The sequence below is a fragment of the Ignatzschineria sp. PL_is040 genome (assembly GCF_055813795.1).
Genome location: NZ_JBVPGU010000004.1, coordinates 81095 through 106098, shown reverse-complemented (window position 1 = coordinate 106098; position 25004 = coordinate 81095). Strand labels below are relative to the sequence as shown.

The 25004-nt window shown below is 40.7% G+C and carries 20 protein-coding genes; 8 read left to right on the top strand and 12 right to left on the bottom strand.

The window, feature by feature from the left end; translation table 11 throughout:
* Positions 1–45: 45 nt before the first annotated feature.
* The 5 genes from cmoB to cfa form a co-directional block, all read right to left on the bottom strand.
* A complete protein-coding gene (gene cmoB / locus AC0SAP_RS06980) occupies positions 46–999 on the bottom strand; it encodes a tRNA 5-methoxyuridine(34)/uridine 5-oxyacetic acid(34) synthase CmoB (RefSeq protein WP_473383642.1) in 954 nt (317 codons plus the stop codon).
* Positions 1000–1180: 181 nt separating this feature from the next.
* The gene (cmoA, locus tag AC0SAP_RS06975) at positions 1181–1951 is read right to left on the bottom strand and encodes a carboxy-S-adenosyl-L-methionine synthase CmoA (RefSeq protein ID WP_473383601.1); all 771 of its coding nucleotides are present in this window, start codon (positions 1949–1951) and stop codon (positions 1181–1183) included.
* Between the two features lie 250 nt (positions 1952–2201).
* Entirely contained in the window at positions 2202–2975 is a 774-nt protein-coding gene (gene tatB / locus AC0SAP_RS06970; RefSeq protein ID WP_473383599.1) for a Sec-independent protein translocase protein TatB, read from the bottom strand.
* 79 nt (positions 2976–3054) lie between these two features.
* On the bottom strand, positions 3055–3306 hold the full coding sequence (gene tatA, locus AC0SAP_RS06965) for a Sec-independent protein translocase subunit TatA (protein WP_109236363.1): 252 nt from the start codon (positions 3304–3306) through the stop codon (positions 3055–3057).
* A 323-nt stretch (positions 3307–3629) separates the two neighbouring features.
* Positions 3630–4775 (bottom strand): cyclopropane fatty acyl phospholipid synthase, encoded by a 1146-nt coding sequence (gene cfa / locus AC0SAP_RS06960; protein ID WP_473383598.1) that lies wholly within the window; start codon positions 4773–4775, stop codon positions 3630–3632.
* Positions 4776–5525: 750 nt separating this feature from the next.
* Between cfa and gpmI the strand changes: the two genes are divergently transcribed.
* From gpmI to AC0SAP_RS06930, 6 genes are all read left to right on the top strand, one after another.
* The gene (gene gpmI / locus AC0SAP_RS06955; RefSeq protein ID WP_473383641.1) at positions 5526–7061 is read left to right on the top strand and encodes a 2,3-bisphosphoglycerate-independent phosphoglycerate mutase; all 1536 of its coding nucleotides are present in this window, start codon (positions 5526–5528) and stop codon (positions 7059–7061) included.
* 527 nt (positions 7062–7588) lie between these two features.
* Complete coding sequence (locus AC0SAP_RS06950; RefSeq protein ID WP_473383597.1) at positions 7589–9019, top strand: S41 family peptidase; 1431 nt, start codon at positions 7589–7591, stop codon at positions 9017–9019.
* 181 nt (positions 9020–9200) lie between these two features.
* Positions 9201–12029: an excinuclease ABC subunit UvrA gene (gene uvrA / locus AC0SAP_RS06945; protein ID WP_473383595.1), complete on the top strand. Its 2829-nt coding sequence runs from the start codon at positions 9201–9203 to the stop codon at positions 12027–12029.
* A 267-nt stretch (positions 12030–12296) separates the two neighbouring features.
* Entirely contained in the window at positions 12297–12908 is a 612-nt protein-coding gene (locus AC0SAP_RS06940) for a hypothetical protein (protein ID WP_473383594.1), read from the top strand.
* Positions 12905–13180, top strand: coding sequence for a FeoC-like transcriptional regulator (locus AC0SAP_RS06935; RefSeq protein ID WP_473383593.1), 276 nt, complete (start codon positions 12905–12907; stop codon positions 13178–13180). The genes AC0SAP_RS06940 and AC0SAP_RS06935 overlap by 4 nt, the downstream gene beginning before the upstream one ends.
* 248 nt (positions 13181–13428) lie before the next feature.
* A complete protein-coding gene (locus AC0SAP_RS06930; RefSeq protein WP_473383591.1) occupies positions 13429–14448 on the top strand; it encodes an MBL fold metallo-hydrolase in 1020 nt (339 codons plus the stop codon).
* Positions 14449–14504: 56 nt separating this feature from the next.
* On the opposite strand, the gene AC0SAP_RS06925 is transcribed toward AC0SAP_RS06930, so the two are convergent.
* The 3 genes from AC0SAP_RS06925 to AC0SAP_RS06915 all read right to left on the bottom strand — a co-directional run bounded on the left by AC0SAP_RS06925 (position 14505) and on the right by AC0SAP_RS06915 (position 18286).
* Positions 14505–15599 carry an adenosine deaminase family protein gene (locus tag AC0SAP_RS06925; RefSeq protein WP_473383590.1) on the bottom strand — a complete coding sequence of 365 codons (1095 nt, stop codon included), beginning with the start codon at positions 15597–15599 and terminating at the stop codon, positions 14505–14507.
* 314 nt (positions 15600–15913) lie between these two features.
* Positions 15914–17353 (bottom strand): aldehyde dehydrogenase, encoded by a 1440-nt coding sequence (gene aldA / locus AC0SAP_RS06920; RefSeq protein ID WP_473383589.1) that lies wholly within the window; start codon positions 17351–17353, stop codon positions 15914–15916.
* Positions 17354–17404: 51 nt separating this feature from the next.
* Positions 17405–18286, bottom strand: coding sequence for a dihydrodipicolinate synthase family protein (locus tag AC0SAP_RS06915; protein WP_473383587.1), 882 nt, complete (start codon positions 18284–18286; stop codon positions 17405–17407).
* A gap of 237 nt (positions 18287–18523) precedes the next feature.
* Here AC0SAP_RS06915 and AC0SAP_RS06910 point away from each other — a divergent pair, with 237 nt between their 5' ends.
* Positions 18524–19363, top strand: a complete 840-nt coding sequence (locus AC0SAP_RS06910) for an AraC family transcriptional regulator (protein ID WP_473383586.1) — start codon at positions 18524–18526, stop codon at positions 19361–19363.
* Positions 19364–19442: 79 nt separating this feature from the next.
* Here AC0SAP_RS06910 and AC0SAP_RS06905 read toward each other — a convergent pair whose 3' ends face one another.
* Positions 19443–20726 (bottom strand): MFS transporter, encoded by a 1284-nt coding sequence (locus AC0SAP_RS06905; RefSeq protein ID WP_473383585.1) that lies wholly within the window; start codon positions 20724–20726, stop codon positions 19443–19445.
* Between the two features lie 52 nt (positions 20727–20778).
* Complete coding sequence (locus tag AC0SAP_RS06900) at positions 20779–22374, bottom strand: UxaA family hydrolase (RefSeq protein WP_473383583.1); 1596 nt, start codon at positions 22372–22374, stop codon at positions 20779–20781.
* 203 nt (positions 22375–22577) lie between these two features.
* On the opposite strand from AC0SAP_RS06900, the gene lldD reads away from it, so the two are divergent.
* Complete coding sequence (gene lldD / locus AC0SAP_RS06895; protein WP_473383582.1) at positions 22578–23720, top strand: FMN-dependent L-lactate dehydrogenase LldD; 1143 nt, start codon at positions 22578–22580, stop codon at positions 23718–23720.
* Positions 23721–23899: 179 nt separating this feature from the next.
* Here the strand turns inward: lldD and AC0SAP_RS06890 are convergent, their stop codons facing one another.
* Together AC0SAP_RS06890 and sufU are read right to left on the bottom strand one after the other, a co-directional pair.
* Complete coding sequence (locus AC0SAP_RS06890) at positions 23900–24289, bottom strand: iron-sulfur cluster assembly protein (RefSeq protein ID WP_275665788.1); 390 nt, start codon at positions 24287–24289, stop codon at positions 23900–23902.
* A 263-nt stretch (positions 24290–24552) separates the two neighbouring features.
* Complete coding sequence (gene sufU / locus AC0SAP_RS06885; protein WP_473383581.1) at positions 24553–24999, bottom strand: Fe-S cluster assembly sulfur transfer protein SufU; 447 nt, start codon at positions 24997–24999, stop codon at positions 24553–24555.
* Between the last annotated feature and the right edge of the window lie 5 nt (positions 25000–25004).

Below are 25004 nucleotides of genomic sequence, written 5' to 3'. Positions count from 1 at the left end.
AATTAACAGTAAAAAAGAGAAAACATAGGTAAGCCCCCGCCATTATTAACGGGGCTTTTTTGCATGGATCACAGCACGAATCGGTGCAGGATGCCCTTCTATCGTTCGGGAATCATCTTCCGGATCTAAAAAATCGGGTAAGGAGAGATAATCCATCCACTCGGTGGTTCGTTGCTCCTCGATCGTTGTCTTAGCAAGATCAACGCAACGGACATCGACAAAGCCGACACGCTCTAACCAGAGAATCAGTGCCTCAACAGAGGGAAGGAACCAAACATTTCGCATCTGCGCATAACGATCTTCCGGCACTAATACCTGCTCTTTATCCCCTTCGATCACTATCGTCTCAAGAAGCAACTCACCCCCGGGACGCAAAGTACCTTTGAGTTGATAGAGATGATCGATCGGCGAACGGCGATGATAGAGAACGCCCATAGAGAAGACGGTATCAAAGAGTTCAAGCTCCTCCGGCATCTCCTCTAATGTCATCGGTAATTGCCAAATCGGTGCTTCCGGCAGATATTTTCTTACCGCTAAAAATTGGTAGAGAAAGAGCCAATTAGGATCAATACCGATCACACTCTTTGCACCTGCACCTAACATGCGATAACCGTAATAACCATTCCCAGAACCGACGTCGAGAATATTTTTCCCGCTTAAATCGATATGTTGGCTCACTCGATTCCACTTAAAATCGGAGCGCCACTCGGTATCGATATAGGTATCACAGAGCTGAAAAGGGCCTTTTCGCCAAGGCTTGAGTCGCTTTAAAGCATCTTGCATTAACGCTTCATCACACTCTCCTTTCAATATCACTCCCGACTGAAGATCCACCGAGAGATCCTCAATCTGCGGTAGATCCAATAGCGCATGCTCCCAACGAGGACTATCCCCATGTTTTTTACGTAATCGCTCTGCTAAAAAATCGGGCAGTATCGCGCTAAACTGTTCCATCTTCTGCCCTTTAAAATGATTGAGCAGCTGATCGAGATAAATCATCTTATTCATATTCTCTTTTTGATCTCTCTAATCTATTTTTTATTTCTATTTTTCTAATTCTTTTGATTCTGACTCTGATTCTAATTCTGACTCTAATTCTAATTCTTAATTGTTTAATTCTAGTTCTAGCTCTAGTTGCCTAATTGTGGCTACCTAATTGTAGTTGCCAGCATTGACCACACTACTTAATCGCCAAAATGGAGGAGAAGTTCATACATTGAAACCAGAGATAGACCTCGCTAAATCCTGCTTCTAAAAGGCGAGCTCTATGCACTTCAAAAGTATCGATCTTCATCACATCTTCAAGCGATTCTCGCTTTTGAGCAATCTCCAACTCCGAATACCCCTGAGAGCGCTTAAACTGAATATGGAGATTATTGAGCATCTGATGCTCCTTCTGGTCACTAAAGCTCAATTTTTCCGACAGAAAGAGTGCGCCGCCCGGCAAGAGCGCATCAGCAATTTTCCGCAATAATGTCAAGCGCTCTTCTCGCTTAATAAATTGCAACGTAAAATTCATCGCAAAGAGGGAGGCCTTCTCAAAGGGATAATTGGTAATATCGGCCTCAATCACCTCAATGGGGAGGAGAGATTCGATCATCATCTCCTGTGCTTTGAGATACTCTCGTGATTTCTCTACCATTGCCGGCGAATTATCGATCGCAACAATAGCGGTATTAGGCACCTTGATCGCACTTCGCAAAACCATCGATACCGCACCTAATGAGCTTCCAAGATCGTAAATCTTACTATTCTCTTGCGCAAAGAGGGGCGCTAAATTACCGATATTCTCCACAATCGTGGTATATCCCGCCGCTGAACGCCGAATCATATCGGGGAAGACTTTAACAACCTCTTCATTAAAGGTAAAACGATTACAGGGCCGTTTTTGCGCATAGATAGAATCTGATTCTGACTGCTCAAAAAGGTACTGGATAGAACGATCATTCACAAACGAATCTCCTAAAACAACGATAGATCTAGAAGCACCACTCGATTCCCAAGAATAGGTTGCGCTACTAGATCTATCTTCTATATCAAATATCAACGACTAACCAATAACAACATTAATGATATTAATGACACTAATGACACTGACATTAATATTGATGACAACAGCTGAACCAACTGATCAATCTCATTATAATCTCGACAAACAATCTTTTTGAGATGGTTGGAGGTTTTCGACACCCGATTATCAGTTATCGATTAAGTTCTAATTGTCGTAACGTTATCCGGCGACGCACCTCATCTTGACTTAAAAGATTGCGAGATTCTTTCGCGGCCATTAAGGCAAATTGCAATGCTACCTTTTCGCTCTCATCTGCCGCGATCTCTGCTTGGCGCATCCGAACAATACGTGCGATTAATGCATCGCGATCAAGCTCATCTTCAGTCGAGGTTACAAGACGTTTGCCATAATTTTTAGGAGGAGCTGTCATAACGCCCCCTTCCGACTCAACATCTGCAATATACTCAGCTTCTGTTTCTAAAAAGGTATCATCTAATTCAAGATCGAAAAGTTCCTCATCATCGATCGTATCATCTTTGAGCACTCTCTTTTGTTGCGCACCCTGATCTAAGAGCCTATCAGAGTTTGGCTTATCAGATTTTGGCTTCTCAGCGATATCGAGATAAGCATCCATCTTCTTCACTTCACTCTCAACCTGAGATTGTGTATCAAGAACGGTGGATTCAACCTTTTTCAGAGATTGAGTTAACTCTGTCTTTGTGCTATCGATCTCGCTCTTCAACTTCTGCAACTCAGAGCTCTGTTTAAGCTCCTCAATGGAGCGCTTAATCTCATCAAGCTCTAACTCATTGGTAAGATCATTCTTAATACTTCTCGTGAAGTGTTGAATCTTCCCCACCCATTTACCCACAGTGCGGATCATCTCCGGCAACTTTTGTGGACCGATGACAACAAGCGCGATGACGAGAATAATGAGAAATTCCGTGCTACTAATTCCAAACATGCAGCATCCTTCCTCTTACCTGCGCCAATCACGCTTTAAGTTTGATGGGAATAAGATTGATGAGAATCTTGTGTAAAAATTACTCCACACGACTATTCTTCTGCTCATCAACAACGCTCTCATCCTTCACTTGAGTATCTGCTTTTTTATTCTCTAAATTTTGGGGTGTAGCGTTCTCTTTCGCCTCTTTCTCCCCATCTTTAACTGCATCTTTAAAGCCTTTTACTGCACTTCCAAGATCTTTTCCTGCATTTTTTAATTTTGCAGTACCAAAGACTAAAAGTACGACAACAAGAAGAATCGCCCAGTGCCAAATACTAAATGAACCCATAATTACATTTCCTCTAAGAGTGTACGAGTATTAAATAATTTCTCCCTAATGATACTCTAAAAACATCGCTTTATATAGCCCATTCTCCGCTAAATTTTAAGAAATGACCCACGAATACCTCATGAATGATTAACGAATGAGCGAGCATGAGTACGATAAGTAACGAAGTATTTTCGTAATCAGAGCATCACTTAAGAAGCTTTCTATTTCCTATGACAGATTCGATCGACTGACTTAACATCTGCCGAACTACTCTAACAGAGTAATATGACAATATTGTCACATACAAAAAGAGGTTCAATTACCTCATATGAGAACCACCATTAACGGGCAACGCGAATTCCCCCTTCAACGCCCAATGGACTCCAGAGAATTTGCCATAGCTGAATACTTCTTGCTCTAAATGCGCCGGCACAAGCCATAAGGTAGTAGATAAACATTCGCTTAAAACGGGGAGAATAGTTGGCTTCTAACTCCGGCCAATGCTCTAAAAATCGCTCTGCCCATGCCATTAATGTACGATCATAATCTGCACCAAAATTGTGCCAATCTTCCATCACAAACTTGCCTTGACTGGCATTGGCAATTTTTTGGATCGAGGGAAGCTCACCATTGGGGAAGATATACTTCTCAATCCATGGATCAACATTGTATTGGTTGTTATTAGAACCGATAGTATGAAGAAGAAAGAGACCATCCTCTTTGAGATTACGGTGGGCAACTTCAAAATATTTACGATAGTTTTTAGGGCCGACATGCTCAAACATACCGACGGAAACAATCCGATCATACGCGCCATTGAGATCGCGATAATCTTCTAAAATAATCTCAACATCGAGTGATTGACAACGCGCTTGCGCTAACTTCTGCTGCTCTTTAGAGATCGTCACTCCCGTTACAGAAACGCCATAGTGCTCTGCAGCATAAGCAGAAAGACCGCCCCAACCACAACCAATATCAAGGAGCTTCATACCCGGCTCAAGTTGTAACTTTCGGCAGATCAGATCTAATTTTGCCTGCTGCGCCGCTTCTAATGTTGTCGCTTCCGCCCAATAACCACAAGAGTATTGCATATAAGGATCGAGCATCGCCGTAAAGAGATCATTTCCCAGATCATAATGCTCCTCTCCGACAATCCAAGCACGCTTTTTACTCTGCAAATTGCGTAAACGCGCGAAGAGGATCTTTAAGATATCTTTAAAACTACTCGGCAACTTTTCATCGAGTTTTGCACGCATCACTTTTGTAAAGAAAAGATCGAGCTTCTCACAATCCCACCAGCCATCCATATAGCTCTCTCCGAGGCCAATAGATCCCTCTTCCATGACTCGCTGATAGAAATGATCATTATGGATCTGAATATCGTAGGGACGACTTCCATTAATCTCGATACCCGCCTGATCTAATAGATCTTGAGCGATACGTTTCCATTCAGTAAGATTACTCGCTTTTTTCTTAATGCTGCTCATTTCACTCCTCAAATTCGTTTTTAAATGATTCGTCTTAAATGATTATTTTTAAACAACTCTTTAAAGTAGCTTCACAGTATATAAGGAGAGTCCATTGCTCAGGAGACTCCATTATCTCAGGACAACATTGCTCGGAACAATTATAAACAAACAATGCTATTTTATATATACATTTTTACATACTATTACATATTTACCACCCATCTATTACTTATTCATTAATCGCTCTATTATTTTCAATAAATAGTCAAAATAACAGATCGTAATAAACATCAATAAATATCAATGAGCATCAATGATGTATCAGTGAGTATCAGTGAGTATCAGTGAGTATCAGTGAGTATCAATAAATATTGAATACTATTATCTTATTATCCTATTATCCTATTATCCTATTATCCTAACGATCTATTTTAGAGGCTGATATTATGGCCGACAACGAATATCTCGCGATTTCCCTCCTTCTCATCTCTTAGTTTCTCCCCCCCTAATCTTTCACCTCCCTTTTCTCACGCTTCCTACTTACTTTCTCATGCTCCTTTTTATACCCGGCTCTCTGCAAAGAAAAACTCAATGAAAGGTTTTCTCCCCGAGATACCCTTTTTCGCTATAATAGGAGAGATCATTAAAGAGCCCTCATACTCAACAATGCTCTTTATACAGTCTTTATACAGATATGCTTTAAAGCATTTTCAAACACCTTTAAACTCTTTTAAACACCTTTGAAACATTTCAGACAAGGAATTACGCATAATGTCTAGACCTAAACCGATTGTGCTCACCATTCTTGATGGCTGGGGATTTCGTAACGAAGTTGAAAATAATGCCATTGCAGCAGCAAACACCCCACATTGGGATCATCTACGGGAAGTAGGCGCCGTCACTTTCATTAAAACCTCAGGGGAAGCGGTAGGATTGCCCGATGGACAGATGGGTAACTCAGAAGTGGGCCATATGAATATCGGCGCTGGGCGTGTTGTTAATCAAGATTTCACCCGCATTACGCAAGATCTTCGTAGCGGTGAATTTGATAATAACCCCATCTTCAATGAAGTGATGGAAGATCTTGTGACTCAAGAGCGCGCGCTCCATATCTTTGGACTACTCTCTCCCGGCGGCGTTCACTCTGATGAGAAGCATATCTTCGCGCTGATTCGCCTTGCGGCAAAACGGGGCGTTGAGAAGATCTATCTCCATGCCTTTCTCGATGGTCGCGATATGCCCCCACAATCGGCAACCCCTTCTCTTGAAAAAGCAGAAGCGCTCTTTAAAGAGCTTGGTCGTGGTCGTATTGCAACAATCATTGGCCGCTACTATGCAATGGATCGTGATAATCGCTGGGATCGTGTTGAAAAAGCTTACGATCTGGTAAGTCAAGGGATTGGCGAGTACCAAGCAGCTACGGCTGAAGAGGGATTACAAAATGCCTATGCCCGTGGTGAGCATGATGAGTTCGTCAAGGCGACTGTTATTCAAGAAGCTGTCAAAATGGTCGATGGGGATGCCGTAATCTTTATGAATTTCCGCTCAGATCGTGCGCGCGAATTGAGCTATCCTTTTGTAGAAGATGATTTTGCCGGCTTTACCCCCAAGTATCGCCCTAAACTCTCACATTTTGTCTCTTTGACACAATATAAAGAGGGGCTCAATACAGAGATTGCCTATCCTCCATTAGAACTCAATAATGGTCTTGGGGAAGTCTTAGCAAAAGAGGGTTATACCCAGCTACGTATTGCCGAGACAGAGAAGTACCCACATGTCACCTTCTTCTTCAATGGTGGTGAGGAGAAAGTCTTTCAGGGAGAAGAGCGAATCTTAGTGAACTCTCCTAAAGTTGCAACATATGACCTTCAGCCTGAAATGAGTGCGCCCGAGGTGACAGAGCGACTTGTCGAGGCGATCGAATCTGAGAAGTTTGATGTGATCATCTGTAACTATGCGAATCCTGATATGGTGGGTCATACCGGTGTCTTTGAAGCAATTGTGAAAGCGATTGAAGCAGTTGATACCGGCTTAGGCAAGGTTTATGAGGCAGTTAAAAAAGTGGGGGGCGAGATGTTAGTGACCGCCGATCACGGTAATGCCGAACAAACCTGGGATGAGAAGACTAATCAGCCACACACGGCACATACCACAACGCCAGTACCACTCATCTATGTTGGCCGTAAAGCAACATTAGAACCCGATGGTGCGCTCTGTGATCTTGCGCCAACGATTCTCTATCTCTTAGGCGCAGAGCAGCCGGAAGAGATGACGGGGAAAAACCTGATCCATTTCCAAAAATAGCGATGCCAAAAGAGCAGTCAGTAGCAGTAGCGCTGTTATAAGATTCTTATAAGGCTCTTATAAGGATGTTATAGAGCTGTATAAGAAATAGTCGTCGTGAGCGCCTAATCGATCTCCAATAGAATCTCGATTGAGATTTCGATTGGGCGCATCATGATAGATCATGACTCTTCACACTCATTACGCTTCTAACATCTCTTTCGATGAGGCTACTTCTGCCCATCTCTGAAGTCACTTACCCCAACTTTTATCTTCAACCGATACCTTTAACTAATCAATCGCTGAAAATAGTCCCCTATTAAGACAACCTATAGGGATATAAAGATAACTTTTTATGGCAACAATAAATTAAGCAATTATGCAATTAAGCAATTCAGATAGCGCAATTCAGATAGCGATTGATACAATAAGTAATAGACAGACTCCTATCCACAGATGCTAATAAGAGACATTGATAGCCAACCACTAATCGTCTGACTGATACAATTTTGATCAACTTCTCGGTGATACCCATCAAGGAATCTATTATGAAAAGAGCGCTCTCATCTACACTTCTTCTCTCCACACTTCTTTCGGTAAGTTTAATGCCATCCGCTTATGCAGAAGAGAAAGCGGCTGTCGAGATACTTCCGATCACAATCATCAGTACTCCAGATAGTGATCCGCCAAAGGAGAAGCGCCCCTCTATAAGCACCTCTCTTCAAAAAAATCATGAAACGATCGATCTTATCTCAACGCCGGCAGAACCCTCTATCCCCGTAGATGATCTGCGCCGCTTTATCGAAGTCTTTGATGAGCTAAAACGCAACTATGTCGATGAGTTGAGCGATGCCACCCTCATTCAAAATGCCATTATGGGGATGTTAAGTAACCTCGATCCTCATTCAAAATATTATAGTGCCGAGCAGTTTCAAAAGATCAAAAATGAGACCTCTGGCAAAGAGAGCAGTATCGGTATCACCCTTCGCGCTGAGAGTCGAGATGACTACGATACAAAAGGGGCGATGGTGATTAAAACAATTGCCCCCAACAGTCCGGCAGAAAAGGCAGGATTGCAGATAGGGGATCGCATTGTCACAATCGATCAAACACCGACAGATCAACTCACAGTAGCGCAGGCAGAGCAACGACTGCAAGGCAAAAAAGGGAGCCACGTTCAGTTAGAATTCTTTCATAATGGAGAGTTAAAAGAGCGCCAGATTGTCCGTGCCGATATTGCCCTCCCTAGTCTGGAAAAAGCGAGACGATATGGGCAATTTGCCTATCTCTCCTTAAGCCGTTTTCAAGAGGGGAGCAGTGAAGAGATTGCAGATGCCCTTCTCGCCCTTGAGATTGAATCTAAAACAGCAAATACCCCGATCCAAGGGATGATTCTCGATCTCCGTAATAATCATGGCGGACTTCTCTCCGCCGCCATCGATGTCGCTGATCTCTTCCTGACACAAGGTGTGATCACTTACACAACAGGTCAAGCAACTCAGCATCAGAAACAATATCTTGCCACTGAGCGAGAAATATTAGCCGCCACCCCCTTAATTATTCTTATCAACCAACAGAGCGCCTCAGCGGCAGAGATTGTTGCCGGCGCACTTCAAGATCATCAAAGAGCATTAATCGTCGGGGAGAATAGCTATGGGAAAGGTTCTGTCCAATATGCCGTTCCCCTCAACAATGGCGATGCGATTCGCTATACCATCGCGCGCTACTACACCCCTGATGGCAAGAGTATTCAAGATGAAGGGATTACCCCTGATATCTTCATCCCTGATCTTAAAGTCAGCCCTAAAACAGATAGAAATGGAATCGATAAAAGATCCCATTCGCACGAAGATCACTTCACACAGCAGAAGCGTTATCTCCTAGAGAATGATTATCCCCTCTACGAGAGTATTCTACTCCTCGAAGGAATCACACGCTATCCACAACTCAATAGTGCTAAAGAGAATAGAGATATATAGAGGTAAGATATATAGCGGTGAGATTGAAAGAGATGAGATGTAGTGAGAGAACCCCCTAAAATCACTCTCAGCCTTGAAATCTCTAAAGATCACCCTATATTCTCACATAGTACAAAAAGATCATTTAAGGGAGTCGGTATCTTATTACCGCTCTATCCCCTACCTCCTATCTGAAGGTTTTATGGAAGATATAATTATTCAAGGTGCGCGTACGCACAATCTTAAAGATATTAGTTTAACCCTTCCCCGTAATAAACTCGTGGTCATTACAGGGCTCTCTGGCTCTGGGAAATCATCACTTGCTTTCGATACACTCTACGCTGAAGGGCAACGTCGCTATGTGGAGTCACTCTCCTCTTATGCGAGACAATTCCTCTCGGTGATGGGAAAGCCTGATGTTGACCATATCTCAGGTCTATCGCCGGCGATCTCTATCGAGCAAAAATCAACATCCCACAATCCACGCTCAACAGTGGGAACGGTCACCGAGATCTACGACTATCTTCGTCTGCTCTTCGCCCGTATCGGTACGCCCCACTGCCCGACCCATCATCTCCCGCTCAATGCTCAGACCATTCCGCAGATGGTCGATATGACGATGGCACTCTCTGAAGAGCTTCGACTGATGTTGATAGCCCCTATTGTTCGCAATCGGAAGGGAGAGCATCTCAAACTCTTTGAAGAGCTTAAAGCACGAGGATTTCTGCGTGTTCGTGTTGATGGAAAAACCTATGAGATCGATGAGTTGCCGGAGATCAACCCGAAACAGCATCACGATATCGATGTTGTTGTCGATCGTTTCCGTGTCCGAGATGATATTCGTATCCGCCTTTCAGAGTCATTAGAGACAGCACTCGATCTGACGAATGGATTAGCAGCAATTGTCGATATGAAGAGTGAAGAGACGTTGCTTCAATTCTCTGCCAATTACGCCTGCCCTGAATGCGGCTTTACCATTGCCGAGTTAGAACCGCGCCTCTTCTCTTTTAATAATCCTGAAGGCGCTTGCCCAACTTGTGATGGTTTAGGGGTTAATCAATATTTTGATCCTGATCGCGTTATTGCCGAACCCTCTCTATCACTAGCTAGTGGTGCTATTCGAGGCTGGGATAAAAATTCTAGCTACTACTTCTCCATGATCGAATCTTTAGGGAGACATTACGGCTTTAACCCAGAAACGCCTTTTGAAGCGCTTCCGAAAAAGATTCAGAAGATTCTACTCTACGGATCGGGTGAGGAGGAGATAGAGTTCCATTATCTAAGTAATCGAGGACAACGTTCCATCCGCATCCATCCATTTGAGGGGATCTTAAATAATTTAGAGCGTCGTTACCATGAGACCGACTCACAAATTGTCCGTGAAAGTTTAACGCGATTTTTAGCGATGCGTGTCTGCCCTGACTGTGAAGGAAGTCGCCTAGGTCCTGCTGCAAAAAATGTTCTTATCGAAGGCAAAGCGATCCATAACATCACCGCCCTACCGATCAATGAGGCCTTAAAATGGGCTGAAGAGGTGAAGCTCTCGGGCGCTAAAAAAGAGATTGCCGATAAGATCTTTAAAGAGATTCAGGAACGACTCGGCTTTTTAGTCAATGTCGGACTCGACTATCTCAACCTCTCTCGTTCAGCAGAGACACTCTCTGGAGGTGAAGCACAACGAATTCGTCTTGCCTCCCAAATTGGTGCCGGCTTAATGGGTGTTCTCTATGTGTTAGATGAGCCCTCAATCGGTCTTCATCAACGAGATAATGATCGCCTCTTACAGACCCTCTTCCATCTGCGCGATCTTGGAAATACCGTCATTGTGGTAGAACATGATGAAGATGCCATTTTAGCCGCAGATTATATTGTCGATATTGGCCCCGGCGCCGGCGTTCATGGAGGCTCTGTTGTTGCTGCAGGAACCCCTCAATCAGTACTGAAAAATAAAGATTCTCTCACTGCCGATTATCTCTCTGGACGCAAGAAAATAGAGGTGCCGAAAGAGCGAACGCCACGAGATCCTAAGAGAGAAATTAAGCTGATTGGCGCAACAGGCAATAACCTCAAAAAAGTGACCGCCTCCTTCCCGCTCGGCCTTCTAACCTGTGTGACCGGCGTTTCAGGTTCAGGAAAATCAACTCTCGTGAATGATACGCTCTACAGCGCTATCGCACGTATTTTAAATAAAAACAATAGCATCGAAGTTGCACCTTATCAGAAGATTGAAGGATTAGATCAGATCGACAAAATCGTCAACATCGATCAGAGCCCTATCGGCCGAACACCTCGATCCAATCCTGCGACCTATACCGGACTCTTCACCCCGATTCGAGAGATCTTCGCCAATACGCCAGAAGCACGCGCACGAGGCTATCAACCAGGGCGTTTTAGCTTCAATGTGAAGGGAGGACGTTGTGAAAATTGTCAGGGGGATGGTCTTATCAAAGTTGAGATGCACTTCCTTCCCGATGTCTATGTCATGTGTGATGAGTGTCAAGGAAAGCGTTACAATCGCGAAACCCTCGATATTCTCTATAAAGGAAAGTCGATCAATGATGTTCTCAATATGACGGTGGAAGAAGCGTATCAATTCTTCGATGCCATTCCAGTTGTTCATCGTCGACTCGAAACACTGATGGAAGTGGGTTTAAGCTATATCACCTTAGGTCAAAATGCGACAACACTCTCCGGCGGTGAGGCTCAACGAGTCAAGCTTTCCCGGGAGCTCTCGAAACGAGATACCGGCAAAACGGTCTATATTCTCGATGAGCCAACAACCGGTCTGCATTTCCACGATATTGCACAGCTCCTTAAAGTGATTCATACCTTACGTGATAAAGGGAATACCATCATTATTATCGAGCACAATCTCGATGTTATTAAGACAGCAGATTGGCTCATCGACATCGGTCCAGAAGGGGGAGCGAAAGGTGGAAATATCATCTTTGCCGGCACTCCCGAAGAGATCACCCAATGTAAAGAGAGCTACACCGGCAAATATCTTAAACCGCTTTTAGAGAAAAAATAGTGTAACGATCAAATGTAATAAGAGAGATCTAACAATTGATATCAGCCATCATCTTAAAAGATGATGGCTTTTTATGGTTCCAAACAAAAGCAGAACGCTGCCGGATCTCACTACTGCGTACTTCCAAAAACCCCGCGCCGGCAGTTGGCGGTCTTCTATCACCAATAATCTGTAGGATTTACTAGCGTTGTTTACAGTATTCGGAGAAAATACTGTTATGAATATGCATAAAAATACCAGATTAACGCCTTATCATCGTGAAGAGATTTGGCGTCTTTATACCAAAGAAAAAGTGAAGTTATCGGAACACTCAACTCGCTCCACTCACACAATGAAGAGAATGAAGAGTTTCAATTTTGGCCACAAGTACAAGAAGCTTTTGCCTCAATTCCGGAAAATCTTGCAGAATTACCAGCACTGCTACTCGATCCTCTCGGCATTAACCAACAAGTTGCTGATGGGGAGATCGAATCTATTCAAGAAGCCAATGATGTGGATGATACAACCATCTCAGAAATTGAGCGCTACTTCACCTCATCTGCATCGGTGATCGCTTACCTTATCTTTATTCTCCTCTATACCCCTTGCGTTGCAGCACTCGGTGCAGTCTATCGAGAAGCTGGCATTCGCTGGACGCTCTTAGTTGCGAGCTGGACCTTTATTATTGGCTGGATCTTAGCAACCGGTTATTTCCAACTCCATCTTCTCTTCACCGAAGGCGGCGTCACACCTATTATTTGGTTAGGATCCCTACTTGCTGCACTTCTTGCGCTCTTTCTCTTACTGCGTTATATGGGGAAAAAGGAGATCTTTACAGAGAGTAAAGAGTTTATTCAAAAGAGCCATAAAAATGGGCAAAAAGGGAGTTGCTGCCAATGATCCTCTTAAAGATGAAAGCTTATATCGAAAAGCGAGGTGAGGTGCCATTAACGCACCTTGCCCACTCATTCAATCTTGATCCTAATACAGTAGAGATGATGATGGCGCAATGGGTTAAAAGAGGTATCATTGAAAAACTTGAGAACCGTCCCTGCCCTAGCCTCGATACTCAATCTCTGTGTGGTGGATGCTCCGGCAACTGTCATACCTCCTCCCTCATTCATCAATCTATCGGCACTCGGCAGGTGATTTATCGGAGGAAGCATTCATAATATCTTTCAAGTAGACTCCCTTACGATATCTATGGATAAGGGGCATAAAATTGTACGACTCACGATAAAATAGGTTAATCGAAACAACATGAGCTATAACTTCTCTATAACTCATATCAGTAACGACTTGTATCAACAACTTCAGAGCATCTAGAGTAACCTTTAGATGCTCTTTTTTGACCCGTAACCGCCTTACTGAATTTAAAAAATTATGATAATTATGAAAAAACACGATAATAGAGGTGCAGATGTTAAAAAAGCAGCTATTTAAAAAACGGATCAATCCCCATTACAATCCGGGAAAAGCTCATCATCGCCCTTACGGCTTTGAAAATATTCCCCCAACAAGGATTGATTGGCGAGATCTTCTACGATGGATGCAAGAGCGCCGGCAGAAGAGACTGCCTCAAGCTCCCTCTACGGGATATGAAGACTTTATTAAGAAGAATATGGTGCCGCTCCACTTTCCCGAAAAAGAGGCATCAACATTCATCTGGTTAGGACACTCTTCGATCTATATCTCAACACCTGAAGTATCGATTGTAACCGATCCCATCTTCTCTCACCGTGCCTCTCCCCTCTCCTTTCTCGGCCCGCTTCGAAAAACACCGGCAACGTCAGTAATTGAATCGATGCCCTGCTTAGATCTGATTTTAATCTCCCATAATCATTATGATCATCTTGATGAGAGAACGATTTTGGAACTCTATCAAAAATTCCCAAACCTTATTGTCATTGTCCCCTTAGGACTTAAACCGTGGTTTTTAAAACGGGGAATTGAACAAGTCATTGAACTTGATTGGTGGGATTACGAGAAGCTCTCTTTTTCACAAGCACCTATAGCGATCACCGCCGTTCCCGCGCAACATTGGAGTAAGCGAGGATTTTTAGATCGCAATACCTCTTTATGGTGTGGCTATATTATTCAATTAGGGGGAAAGACGCTCTATTTTGCCGGCGATACAGGTTTTACCCCTCTTCTCCAAGAGATCGGGGAACGCTTCTCTATCGATATTGGCTTCATACCGATCGGGGCTTATGAGCCACGTTGGTTTATGGCGCCGCAACATATTAGCCCCAAGGAAGCGGTCGAAATTCATCAAATGTTAAACATTCAACAATCGATCGGCATCCATTGGGGCGTCTTTGAGTTAACAGATGAAGCGCTCGATGAGCCACCTCGTTATCTGAAACAATCACTTCAAGAAGCAAATTGTCAGGAGTCTGAATTTATTACATTAGCAATCAATGAATCTCGTCCATTTTAGAACATTAGGACTTTAGAACTTTAGAGATTCTTCTCTCTGAAATTTACCTCTCTTTCCTATTTCAATTGGTAAGGAGTGTGAAATTCAGGATCAAATGTTGGCTCTTCAGTAAGCTCTGAACGCAGCTGATCAAATTCAGCAAGCCACTCCTGACGCCACTCCTCTTTCACCGACTCAGGTTGCCATGCAGCATCGATACCATTTTCAATACATTGACGTACACCGTCGAGATCGAAGCCGAAATTTTCAATCATCACTCGGTAACATTTCTCTCCATCGGTGTTGTGCATATGCCAATCATCCGTTGCCGGGATAATCACCATACCTGCTTTCGCCATCTGTCGAATAGGATGCTTCATCTGCCACTCTTCTAGATTAGGCCACTTTTTTAAGAAAAAAGTATTACTCGGCACAACGGTAAAGGGAATACGCTCATCAACACAACGCTGCATCAGCTCGGGATTCTCAACAACCGTATAGCCATGATCGATACGCTCAAGCCCAATCAGATCGAGCCCTGTCTCCACATTTCGCCAATGAAGCCCAAACTCTGAGCAGTGTCCCGTTAAGCGAAGATGATTCTCTTTTGCAAGACGATATGCTTTCCAGAACTTCTCAATCGGTGCATCATCTTCTCGATAATCGATACCGATCCCTAAAACGCGAGGATGGGGGTAAGCGATCATCCATTCGACCATCTCCACCGCTTCTTCAGGGCTCTTCTCTCGATTGATTGAGGGGATCAGATAGGCACTAATATTCCACTTTGCTTCTGCTTCCTCAAAAACTGCCGCTAAAGTATCCGTTACAACTTGATAAGGGAGCTCAGTATCATTGGGATTCCAGAAGAACTCCACATAACGAATACCACTATTTTTCGCATCTTCTAAGATCTCATAAGCAACGCGCGCATAATCTTCCGGCTCGCGAAGTAACGGATAGAGAAAATTGAGCGCCGCTATTCCCCCTTTCATGACCTCATTCTCATGCGCATAAGCGCGATAATAAGATTTTGCTTCTTTCTCCGTCAACGGAACACCATATTTATGGGCAAGATCGAGCATCGTTTCTAGACGTACGCCCCCTAAAAGATGGTAGTGCAATTCTGCTTTAGGAATTTTTTTCAAAAATTGAGAGAGGGTTAAAGACATAAAAGATCGCTCCATATACGGTATAAAGCTGTTTCAGGCTTTGATAAAGATTATCGATAACCATCATCGAAATCATCAAAGAGTAAAAGTCCGGTAGTCGATCAATCGATCGACCAGTAGATTGAAAATAATAGGTTCAATAATGAAGGGTTACCTTAAAATAAGGACCACTCTATTTTAGCGGATGGGTCGTAAAAAAGGACTATTTTTAGTAAAATGATCCTCCTCTCTAGATAACCTCTACATAAAGAAAATCCTAAAGTTATACAAACTCTAGGATTTTCTTTACCTTAAAATTTATGAAAATACTTGGATTACTTATTCGTTTCTAAATACACTACTTGTGTTTGTAAAAACTCTTCCAAACCATGTTTACCATCGGCCCCACCTACACCTGACTTTTTCCATCCAGCATGAAATCCTTGCATTGCTTCAAAGTTTTCACGATTGACATAAGTTTCACCAAACTCTAAGCGACGGATAATATAAAAAATATCATTTATGTTACGGCCATAAACCGAACTTGTTAATCCAAAATCACAATCATTTGCCATCTCAATTACATCATCTAAATCCGTAAATGTGGAAATAGGAAGAACAGGTCCAAAAATTTCTTGATGCATAATATCCATTTCTTGCGTAACATTACTTAGAATAGTTGGCTCAAAAAAGTAACCTTTCCCTTCTATTCTACTCCCACCATATTCAATAACGGCACCTTGTTTTACGGCAACTCTAACCTTTTCCTCAACAGACTTTAATGCCCCTTGATTAATAAGAGGACCCATGTCTAGATCACCTTCGTTAAATTCAGCAGGATTACCTAATTTTACTGATTGAAATTCCAAAATTAATTTTTTAATAAATTCATCACGAATGTTTTTATGAACATAAACTCTTTCAGCACAATTACAAATTTGCCCAGTATTACCAATGCGAGATGCTGTAATTGCCTTTATTGCTATATCTAAATCTGCATCCTCTAAAACAATTGCCGGCGCTTTCCCCCCTAACTCTAAAGATACCTTTGTGATATTTTTAGCTGCTTCTCGCATTACTGCTTCTCCTGCAGGAACTGAGCCCGTTAAACTAATCATGTTAACATCTGGATGACGAGCTAATGCCCCACCCACTTCGGCTCCCCCGCCATTAACAACATTAAACACCCCTGCGGGGAGTCCTACACTATCCACAATTTCAGAAAAAATAAAACAATTAATTGGCGTTAGACTGCTAGGTTTAATAACAATGGTATTTCCTGTAATTAAAGCTGGCCCCATTTTCCTTGCTATTAAAAAAAATGGAAAATTCCAAGGTAAAATGCCGGCAACAACCCCTAAAGGTCGCTTGAAGAGCATTATATTCTCATTAGGCCTGTCACTTTGTATAATCTCCCCCTCATAACGCCTAGCCCATTCTGCTTGATAATCTAAATAATCTGCTGTAAAAAACACCTCTATTTTCGCAAGATCTCTAGTTTTACCACCCTCTTGAACAATGGTTGAGATTATTTCATCAGCTCTCTCTCTTATTCCTTCAGCTATTTTATGAAGATATTCTCCTCTCTGATAAGCAGGCATTCTTTCCCAGTCTTTTTGTGCTTTTTTAGCTGAAGCTACAGCTAAATTGACATGATCTAAAGTACCAATTGGCTCTTGGGCAATAACCTCTTCCGTTGATGGATTTAAAACATTTTCATATTTTTCTGACTCATTAATAAACTGCCCATTAATATACATAGATATTTTTTTCATATCACTTCTCCTCCATTCTTATTATTTGATGTTTTTTGTATGAAATGTAGACTAAATCAACATTTCATCTATTTTTTGTAAATCTTGATGATTACATTTTCCTGCATAATTTCTAGAATCGGCATTCATATATCCATACTTATGGCTTACTGCTATTTTTATAGTTGTTATAAAATCATTACCAATACTGTAGATACTCATTAAACGACTTATTTTTTGGTGACTTTCAATAAATAGATCCATATCCCGGTTTTTATATGCTGATACTAACTCTACAAATACTTCAGGAATAAGGTTCGTTAAGCCTGACAATACACCATGACCACCATTTAATAAGTTGGGAGCAAAGTACTCATCATATCCTGCCAATACTGAAAATTCGGGATTAATAGACTTTGCATTCAAAACTATTTCCCTTGTATGAGATAAGGTATCAACTGTATCCTTAATTCCTACAAAATTAGGACATTTTTCAATCAATTGAATAACGAGTGAGGCATTAACATCACAGCCTGTTCTAGCTGGAAAATTATAAATAAACCAAGGCATGCCAATTTGTCGATCAAGATCTAAATAATACTCCAATAACTGTTGTTCATTCTGTGCATAGTAATAATGAGGTAAAATCATTACAGCATCATATCCTAAGGCCTTAGCTTGACTGGACAAATGAACAATATTGGACACGCATGTATCTGACACATGAGCAATTAAAGGCAAGTTAGTCAAACTTCTAGCTTTTGCAATCAACTGCTCTCTTTCTTGGAGTTTAAGCGTTGCAAATTCACCTATGCTTCCCATAACTAAAATGCCATCAATACCTGCACTCTCAAGACGTTTATAGTGCTTTCCAAGCGCTGTATCATCAATCTTATTTTCTTTAGTAAAAGGTGTTACTGAGGGACACCATACCCCCTTAAACTTATTGCTCATAACATAATCCCTATAGTGAATAACCTACTCTCTATCAATATAGCGACTATTATTATTAAAACTATGCGAATTGAGTCATCTATTATGCGAACAATATATTAATTTGAAGATGAGTATTAATACTCTACCATTTATAAATCTCATATGTTATTTCTGTATATCTAGTGCTAAAACCACCAAAAATAGAGTTCTATCTATTTTATCTTCTTTATAAATAACTATAATGAGGCACAAAAAATGAAAGCAAATATTTTTAGTAGAGAAGTTCCAATCGGCAGCTGTATGTTTTTTGAAACTCGCACCCATTCCTTTAAATCACAATGGCATTCTCATCCTGAGTATGAGTTGGTCTTTATAAAAGAGGGTCATGGAATTCTAAAATATGGCTCTGCAATCATTGAATACACACCTCAGGACTTATTCCTATTCGCCCCTTGGATTCCTCATGAATTCATTGAAAAAAGTCAAAACCATCACTCAATCTCATCTATATTTCATGCAGAAATTTTATCGCTACCTAGCTTCCATTGCTCTATGAGTACTCAAATAAACAAAATATTAGAGTTATCCCTCAATGGCATTAAATTCCCCAAAAGTAAAAATACAGAGCTTTTTTTTACTAACACATTATTAAAACAGGGATTAGAACAGACTATTGAACTAATCCTCTTCATTGTTTATTTAGGAAAATACAAAGACAATATCTATAAAATAACAGACATTAACAACCCTCAAGATAACTTATCAATTAAAAGATATGCTCAAATACACAACATCTTAAAGTATATAAACGATTATATTGACCAAGATATCACTATAGACAAACTTGCAAAAAGATTTTTTATTTCACGGAGTAGTTTATCGCGACTCTTTAGTAGCATACTTCAAACTGGCGTATTGCAATATATTACCCAACAACGTCTGTCATATGCTTGTCGATTATTAGCTACAACTAATATACCTATCACAAAAATTAGTGAAAAAACTGGCTTCAAGTCAATTTCATCATTTAATAGAAGTTTCTTAAAATATAAAAAAATACCACCTAGGCAATATAGAAAAAACAACATAAGATAAAAAATTAGCCTCATAATAAATATTATGAGGCTAATTATAATCAACATAACTAATTGATAGATTTAATTATTGATTAAATTTATGCTTTTTTTAAAGAAAGTAATAATAAAACACCTAATAGACCTACAATGGCTAGTGACATATAACCGGCATAAGCATTATTAAAAAACTGTTCTGCACCATTTTTCATCTGAGGAGCAACAAATCCTCCTAAGTTTCCCATTGCTCCAATTAATGCAGTCCCTCCTGCCAATGCACGTCCAGATAAAAACTGTGTTGGTAAATTCCAAAAAAGTGGTTGCACTACAATAAAGCCGCAAATAGCAATACTAATAATCAGCATAAATAATACAACACTCGATGTGACTGTCGATAAAGCCATGCCTAAAGAGGCTAAGAGTAACATTGAGACTGCCATTTTTTGCCAATTGTGATTTTTATCAGCATAACGTGTTACGATAGGGATCATTAATAATGTAAAAATCCAGGGAATTGATGTATACAAGCCTACTTCTAATCCAACCTTAGTACCTAATAATGAAGCTATTTTAGTGGGCAAATAGAAAAGCACACCATAAACACTCATTTGTATCGAAAAATAAATTAAAACAAATTGCCATACCCTTAAATTTTTAAAAATAGACTTTAAAGAAACAGGAAGATTGTCTTGGGTGATACCTTCCTCTTCTTCAAATGCAGTAGCAACTGCTTTCTTTTCAGCACTGCTTAACCACTTAGCTTCTTCAGGCTTACTCACTAACCAAAAAAAGGCGAATACTCCAACTACAACGGTAATACCGCCCTCTACTAGAAACATCCAGTGCCACCCCTTAATTCCCCAAGTAGTGGGCAACTCTAATAAAGCACCACTAATTGGGCCTCCTAACATTAATGCTATCGGCACTCCTAGATAATATAGACCATAAGCTTGACTCCGATATTTAGCCGGAAACCAATAAGTCATATATAAAATGACTCCTGGGGAAAAACCCGCCTCAGTAACTCCTAACAAAAAACGTAAAATGTAAAAACTTTTTTCATCCTTAATAAAAACCATGCACATTGTAACAATCCCCCAGCTCACCATAATACGACTAAGCCAGACACGCGCACCCACACGATGTAAAATAAGATTGCTAGGTATTTCAAAAATAGCATATCCAATAAAAAATATACCTGCTCCCAGCGCATAGGCAGTTGCACTTATTCCTGCATCAACTTCTATGAATGATTTAACATACCCTAAATTAGATCTATCTAATATTGATAGAGCAAACATAAGCATCACTAAAGGAAGAAGTTTATATTTTGCTTTTGAAAGAGCTGATTTTAAATCAGTATTTAATGTATTATTTTTATCCATGTTTCCTCCTTTGATTAAAAAAACCAAAGCTATTTTTTATTATTATTGTTTTTTATAATGAAGTATTTCTTTTCCAAAACATAAAATCATATTGCTCCAGCCTATCTGCCTTCACTTCATAGTTGCCACTAGCAGAGGCTATAATTACTTCTAAAAGATTATCTGCTACATTATCTAGTGATTTGCCTTCAATAATAGGTCCGCAATCAAAATCAATCATATCTGCAAGCTTCACTGCTACTTTACTATTTGTAGCGATTTTAATTACAGGGGTAATAGGATTTCCCGTAGGGGTTCCTAACCCTGTTGAAAATAATATAAGATTAGCTCCTGCAGCTACTTGTCCCGTAACAGCCTCTAAATCATTTCCTGGAGTACATACTAAAGATAAACCCGAGTCGGGCATTTGCTCCCCATATTCTTTTACTGCAATAATTGGGGCTGAACCTCCTTTCTTAGAGGCTCCAGTTGATTTAATTGCATCAGTAATTAAACCATCTCTGATATTGCCCGGACTTGGATTATCCGCAATTGAAGCTCCTTCTGAATTTGCCTTTTGCTCATAATCTTTCATAAGAAGCATAAACTTTTCTTTATCGGAAAAATTTACACACCTTGATAATATATTTCCTTCTGCTCCACATAGCTCAGGGAACTCAGCTAAACAACTCCCACCACCTAATGCTACAATTCTATCGGATACAATTCCCATTACTGGATTGGCTGATATTCCAGAAAAGCCATCTGAACCACCACACTTAACACCAATTTTTAACTTAGATAACGGAACCTCTTCTCGTTTAATTTTATTTGCTTCAACAAGTTGCTGAAAAGTGTCTTCAATTGCCTCCGTCATCATTAATTCTTCGCTTGAATAGTCCTGCTGTCGATAAATTAACAAAGGCTTATCAAAATTGACGTTTATCTTTGCTAACTCTTCCTTAAACATCCCTATCTGAGCTTTTTCACAACCTAAACTAAACACTGTTACGCCAGCAACATTTGGGTGATCTGCATAGCAGGCTAAAATTTTACATAATGACCGTGCGTCAAACTCAGTCCCACCACACCCACTATTTACATGAAGACCTCTAATTCCATCAATATTGGGGTAGTACCTTTTATTTATAAAACTGTGATCAGTACTTCCCAACAAATTACGTGTAATATTACTATAATCAGACGTTTTGTAACCTAGTGGAATAGATAGAGCTTCTTGAAGCTTGGCAACATTTTTATTCTGACAAAAAACTAAAGGAATGATTAACCAATAATTACGTGTCCCAACACGACCATCTTTTCGCACATAACCTTTGAAAGTACGCTTTACCCACTTATCAATATTAGGCTTATTCCAAATATAGGGGTCCATATTTTCAAGGCTTATCGGCGCAGCATAGTGCTCAATATTATCAACTGTTATAATCTCTCCTTTTTGAATTGGTATAATCGCTCTACCTACAGGCACACCATACATATAAAGAATTTCCCCTACAGACATTTCCTCTGTTGCAAACTTATGTTTTGCAGGGACATCTGTAATTAACACATAACTTTCATTTTCCCAAAACACCTCTGTTCCTTGTGAAATATCAGATAAAGCAACAATTAAATTATCTTCTTCATTAATTTTTAAAATTTTATTCATAACATCCTCCCTTCTCTTCACCCAATAATATTAAACGTACTCATTTTTAATATGCAGTTTCAATATAAAACTATGCAGTATCTCTATAACCTAGAATATCTATGAATTAAACAGTGCCGTGTCCTAATCTTTAATATATCTTTAGATAAGGGATAGCTATGTCTATCTAGATAATCAAAAATAAAAATTCAAAGGAGGTTTTAATGATCATTTCTGTACCCACCGATTATCGTAAAGCGGCAAAAAGGACTCTTCCGCCATTTCTATTTCACTATATTGATGGAGGCGCATATGCAGAGCATACACTCAAACGAAATGTTGAAGATCTTGCTGAAATTGAGTTAAAACAACGAGTACTGAATAATATGGAGCATATCAGTACCGAAACGACGCTTTGGGAGGATAAACTCGACATTCCTGTAATATTAGCACCGGTTGGGCTGACAGGAATGTATGCTCGAAGAGGAGAAGTACAAGCAGCAAAGGCCGCTGCCAACAAGGGAATTCCTTTTACCCTTTCATCAGTCTCTGTTTGTCCCATAGAAGAGGTTGTTCCCGCGATAGATCGCCCCATGTGGTTTCAGCTCTATGTTCTTAAAGACCGCGGATTTATGAAGAATGCGCTAGAACGCGCAAAAGAGAGTGGTGTAAAGACACTTGTTTTCACCGTTGATATGCCAACGCCAGGCGCACGTTACCGGGATGCCCACTCTGGCATGAGTGGACCTTATGCGAATATTCGCCGAGTATTGCAAGCAATGTATCATCCTAAATGGGCATGGGATGTCGGCATTCATGGAAAACCTCATGACTTAGGAAATATATCCAAATACCGGGGTGAGCCAACGCACTTAGAAGATTACATTGGTTGGTTAACTAAAAACTTTGACCCATCTATCTGCTGGAAAGATCTCGAATGGATTCGAGATTTCTGGGAAGGCCCAATGATTATTAAGGGCATTCTAGATCCAGATGATGCAAGGGATGCTGTAAAATTTGGTGCTGATGGCATTGTTGTTTCTAATCATGGCGGTAGACAATTAGATGGAGTTCTCTCCTCCGCAAGAGCATTGCCAGAAATTGCCGATGCAGTTAAAGGTGATATTAAAATATTAGCTGACTCAGGCATTAGAACCGGTCTTGATGTTGTCAGGATGATTGCACTTGGTGCTGATAGTGTAATGATTGGTCGCTCTTATGCTTATGCATTAGCAGCACAAGGACAAAAAGGAGTTGAAAATTTACTCGATCTCTTTAAAAAAGAGATGCGTGTTGCAATGACCCTTACCGGCGCGAACAGTATTTCAGAAATTACTCAAAGCTCTCTAGTCAGCAATGGTCTTTAAATCATCCTTAAAATAGAAACAACCTGTTTTTAGCAAATCATTTTAAATATAAAAGCCCTCAAAAGATAACGATAAGTCGCTCTTTTGAGGGCTTTAGATATATAACATGTGGGGCATGGGATCTGGATCATGGGCATACTCAATCAGAGGCCTTGATGCCAGCCATATCTCTTCTATTTTTAGAGCATATTGAGCTCAAGTTTTGCCCGAAGTGACATTCTCTGAGGCGTCCAGAAAGGTTCCCAAACTAGATCCACCATACACTCTTTAATTTCAGGAATTGAGTAAACCGCATTAGAGACCCAACTTGGCATCTCTCCGGCAACAGGACATCCTGGCGCAGTTAAAGTCATATCGATACGGATGCGAATATTATTCTCCGTCAGATCGAGAAACTCAATCGCGTAGATTAAACCTAACTCATAGATATCTACGGGAATTTCAGGGTCATATACCTTCTTAATGGCATCGATAATCTCTTCAATTAATTGATCTACTTTCTCATCCGGCGCTACACCCTCTGCAAAGAGAATCTGCGGGAAATTGGGTTCATCGCGATTCATATCCATTTAAATCTCTATCCTTCTAATAATTAATCTAATTTATTTACCTAATTTATCTATCTAAACTGTCTATCTAAATTGTCTATTCAAACTATCTAGTTAAAGTGCCTACTTAAAGTATCTATCTGATTTACTGTCTCAATCTAGCCTAAGGTTTCACTGCTAAATATCTTGCTAGGTGCCTTATATGACTCACTCGTATATTACTCATTCAAGTTATTCTTTAGTTACTCTTTAGTCACGCTTGATAAAGCACTCATTTAAGCATCCTATTCCGTCTGGGCAATCTCATCTTTTGCATGAATTGCTGAATAGAGTGCATGCCACGGTAATGTGGCGCACTTCACACGAGTAGGATAATCCCGGACTCCCATTAAGATTTCTAAAGAACCTAAATCCCCACTATCGACATCTTCTAACGTTACCGCATTATGAAAACGTTGAAAGAGCGCTTCTGCCTCAGCAATACTCTTCCCCTTTATCGCCTCTGTCATCATGGAGCTTGAGGCTGTTGAGATGGCACACCCCTCACCTTGAAAGGCAATATCTGTAATAATGCCCTCTTCAATATTGAGATAGAGCTCAATCTGATCACCACAGAGCGGATTATGCCCTTCTGCATGATGAGAGCAGGGGTCAATTTTATGGAAGTTTCGAGGATTACGATTGTGATCTAAAATCACCTCTTGGTAGAGCGCTTTAATATCAAAACTCATGGTAA

Bases quoted from the DNA above. Each gene is read 5' to 3' on its own strand.
- cmoB (WP_473383642.1), bottom strand. From the start codon at position 999: ATGATTTATCTCGATCAGCTGCTCAATCATTTTAAAGGGCAGAAGATG.
- tatB (WP_473383599.1), bottom strand. From the start codon at position 2,975: ATGTTTGGAATTAGTAGCACGGAATTTCTCATTATTCTCGTCATCGCG.
- tatA (WP_109236363.1), bottom strand. From the start codon at position 3,306: ATGGGTTCATTTAGTATTTGGCACTGGGCGATTCTTCTTGTTGTCGTA.
- cfa (WP_473383598.1), bottom strand. From the start codon at position 4,775: ATGAGCAGCATTAAGAAAAAAGCGAGTAATCTTACTGAATGGAAACGT.
- AC0SAP_RS06950 (WP_473383597.1), top strand. From the start codon at position 7,589: ATGAAAAGAGCGCTCTCATCTACACTTCTTCTCTCCACACTTCTTTCG.
- uvrA (WP_473383595.1), top strand. From the start codon at position 9,201: ATGGAAGATATAATTATTCAAGGTGCGCGTACGCACAATCTTAAAGAT.
- AC0SAP_RS06935 (WP_473383593.1), top strand. From the start codon at position 12,905: ATGATCCTCTTAAAGATGAAAGCTTATATCGAAAAGCGAGGTGAGGTG.
- AC0SAP_RS06930 (WP_473383591.1), top strand. From the start codon at position 13,429: ATGTTAAAAAAGCAGCTATTTAAAAAACGGATCAATCCCCATTACAAT.
- AC0SAP_RS06925 (WP_473383590.1), bottom strand. From the start codon at position 15,599: ATGTCTTTAACCCTCTCTCAATTTTTGAAAAAAATTCCTAAAGCAGAA.
- aldA (WP_473383589.1), bottom strand. From the start codon at position 17,353: ATGAAAAAAATATCTATGTATATTAATGGGCAGTTTATTAATGAGTCA.
- AC0SAP_RS06915 (WP_473383587.1), bottom strand. From the start codon at position 18,286: ATGAGCAATAAGTTTAAGGGGGTATGGTGTCCCTCAGTAACACCTTTT.
- AC0SAP_RS06910 (WP_473383586.1), top strand. From the start codon at position 18,524: ATGAAAGCAAATATTTTTAGTAGAGAAGTTCCAATCGGCAGCTGTATG.
- AC0SAP_RS06905 (WP_473383585.1), bottom strand. From the start codon at position 20,726: ATGGATAAAAATAATACATTAAATACTGATTTAAAATCAGCTCTTTCA.
- AC0SAP_RS06900 (WP_473383583.1), bottom strand. From the start codon at position 22,374: ATGAATAAAATTTTAAAAATTAATGAAGAAGATAATTTAATTGTTGCT.
- lldD (WP_473383582.1), top strand. From the start codon at position 22,578: ATGATCATTTCTGTACCCACCGATTATCGTAAAGCGGCAAAAAGGACT.
- AC0SAP_RS06890 (WP_275665788.1), bottom strand. From the start codon at position 24,289: ATGGATATGAATCGCGATGAACCCAATTTCCCGCAGATTCTCTTTGCA.
- sufU (WP_473383581.1), bottom strand. From the start codon at position 24,999: ATGAGTTTTGATATTAAAGCGCTCTACCAAGAGGTGATTTTAGATCAC.